Origin of the sequence: Rubritalea sp. (genome assembly GCF_039830215.1) — a bacterium.
In the GTDB taxonomy this organism is placed as follows: Bacteria; Verrucomicrobiota; Verrucomicrobiia; order Verrucomicrobiales; family Akkermansiaceae; genus Rubritalea.
In genome coordinates this window covers 1-2319 of record NZ_JBDOPO010000007.1, presented here as the reverse complement: position 1 = coordinate 2319, position 2319 = coordinate 1, and the positions used below count along the sequence as shown (strand labels likewise).

Here is a 2319-nt window from a genome sequence, read left to right as displayed (position 1 = left end):
GTTAGGAAGTGTTTGTTCGTCCATTGGTCGGTGCTTTTGTGTTTGCACCTTCAGTAACTGATCTGGGCGACCCCTCTTGCAAGAGGTCGAGGCGTTTTGAGTTTTTACAGACGTTTTTTACACTACCAGGTTGCTTCAAAGCGCAAGGAACTTTGAAGCTGGTATTTCCGTAAAAAAGGCAGCGGAGGGGGTGCTCCGGATAAATCTACAAGCGTGTTGAGAGCATCAGTTATTGAGGCTTTGTCGTGGGGGCATTGGGGAATCCTTTACCTCCCGTAGGCCTATTCCTATGGAGTTTGAGCTTCAGTCTGAGGGGCTTTTTCCTCAATAGCTTTAGTGTCGGAGCTAATGAAGAATAGGGTTCCCAGAGAGAGGAATAGGCCTGCCAAAATGAGCAAAGCGACAATAATAAATAGGCAAGATTTCATGCGGGGCTAAGCTAATATTCTCAGTACCGTGCGTCGAGTATCTTTCTTGAGGAAAAAAAAGTCCAATGAGCCGAAGTGATTGGCCTTTTAGTAGTTGGGTGGCGAGTTATGAAAAAAGGTGTCAAAAAATGCTTGCGTAGAGTTGGTGATCGTGTAGAAAGCCGCCGCCGCAGGCAACAATGCGGGTGTAGCTCAGTGGTAGAGCGCGACCTTGCCAAGGTCGATGTCGAGAGTTCGAATCTCTTCACCCGCTCCATTTCTTTTAAAGATTTGGGTCTGTTGTACAAATAGCTGGTAATGCGGGTGTAGCTCAGTGGTAGAGCGCGACCTTGCCAAGGTCGATGTCGAGAGTTCGAATCTCTTCACCCGCTCCATCCGGTACTTTAAGAAGCGAGTCAGCATTGACTTGCTTTTTTGTTTGGAAGATTTGAGTCGTGGTGCTTGCTATGTTCTTGCTACTGGCAGTGAGTTACTCTAACTATTAGTTTATGTGGCATTGGTCCAAACTATCATCAGTCAAGTGGCTCGACGCTTGGGAAGAACGTTTTTATGGTAACCCTAATAGTGTGATCAATGAGATCAAAGGAGGAAAGTCGATCCGAGTGGAGGTGTATAGCGAAAGTAAGGAAGAGGCGGAAAGAATTCAGGAGCAATTTGGTGGTTCTATTCGTCTTGTGAAGGAGCAGAACTGGGCGGCATTGAGTGATGTGACTCGGCCACCTTTGAAAATTCGTGATGCTTTATTGATTACAGGTAGCCGTGAAGGAGGAGCAGTAAGAGAGTTACAAAAAGAGCATCCCAAAAGGCATGTAATCAGGATGCCAGCCGAAATGGCATTTGGTACTGGTGATCACGCTACAACTTCGACTTGTTTGAGATTGTTAGTGGATGTGTCTAGAGAGCGAAAAGGTTCCGGCTGGCAGATGTTAGATTTAGGCTGCGGCACTGCTGTGCTAGCTATCGCAGCTAGGATGCTAGGGGCTGAAAAGTGTGAGGCTCATGATTTCGACCCTCAGGCAGTTCGCGTTTCGGAGCAGAATTTAGTTCTTAATAAAGTGGATGGCATTAAAGTTTTTGAGCAAGATGTGCTAAAATGGCAGCCCCCTAAGCAATGGGAGGTGGTAGTGGCTAATCTGTTTTCTTCGATATTGCAGCAAGCATTCACTACGATTGAGAAAGCGATGAAAGATGATGGTGATTTTATTGTGTCAGGGATTCTTTTTGAGCAGTGGGAGTCGACTCGTCAGGCGGCTGAAGCAGTTGGCTTGCAATTTTCTAAAGTCATACGAAAAGGTAAGTGGGTGTCAGCACGTGGATCTAAGTAGAAGTAATGCTTACGAGTGTGGAAGAATTCTCGTCAGTAAGTGCCATTTCTCTTGCAAGCTGGGGTGGATGCTTTAAGTAATGCACCGACTCCAGTGGGCGAACTCGTGGATTCCATAAATTCTAAAAATTCGCCATTTGCGAGCGAATCAATTTTTTATAATTAGACTACTATGGAAAGCATATCATCACGCGTAGCTCAAGTCACTCCCTCTCTGACTCTTAGCATTACAAATCAGGCTAAGGCAATGAAGGCCAAAGGTGAAGAAGTTTATGGATTAGCCGGAGGTGAGCCAGATCTCGACACTCCGGATTTCATCAAAGAGGCTGCTATCAAAGCCATTCAGGACGGTAAGACAAAGTATACTCCTGCAGCAGGTATACCTGAGCTTCGTGAGGCAATTTCAGCGAAGCTCAAGAAAGAGAATAAACTCGATTACAGTGCTCGTCAGGTTGTAGTGAACAGTGGAGCGAAGCATTCCTGCATGAATGCTATCGTCGCAATGGTGGAAGAAGGTGACGAAGTTATTATCCCTGCTCCTTACTGGGTATCCTACCCTGAAATGGT

Annotated in this window: 2 protein-coding genes and 2 tRNA genes; all 4 read left to right on the top strand. The window is 46.0% G+C overall.

The annotated features are described in order from the left end of the window. Nucleotides 1–609 precede the first annotated feature (609 nt). Nucleotides 610–684: transfer RNA gene (locus ABGY95_RS00150), tRNA-Gly, on the top strand. A gap of 43 nt (nt 685–727) precedes the next feature. Continuing rightward, a tRNA-Gly gene (locus tag ABGY95_RS00145) sits at nt 728–802 on the top strand. 114 nt (nt 803–916) lie between these two features. Continuing rightward, nucleotides 917–1753, top strand: coding sequence for a 50S ribosomal protein L11 methyltransferase (locus ABGY95_RS00140; RefSeq protein ID WP_347439653.1), 837 nt, complete (start codon nt 917–919; stop codon nt 1751–1753). Nucleotides 1754–1924: 171 nt separating this feature from the next. Beyond that, the coding region (locus tag ABGY95_RS00135; RefSeq protein WP_347439652.1) for an aminotransferase class I/II-fold pyridoxal phosphate-dependent enzyme at nt 1925–2319 on the top strand (395 nt) is incomplete at its 3' end.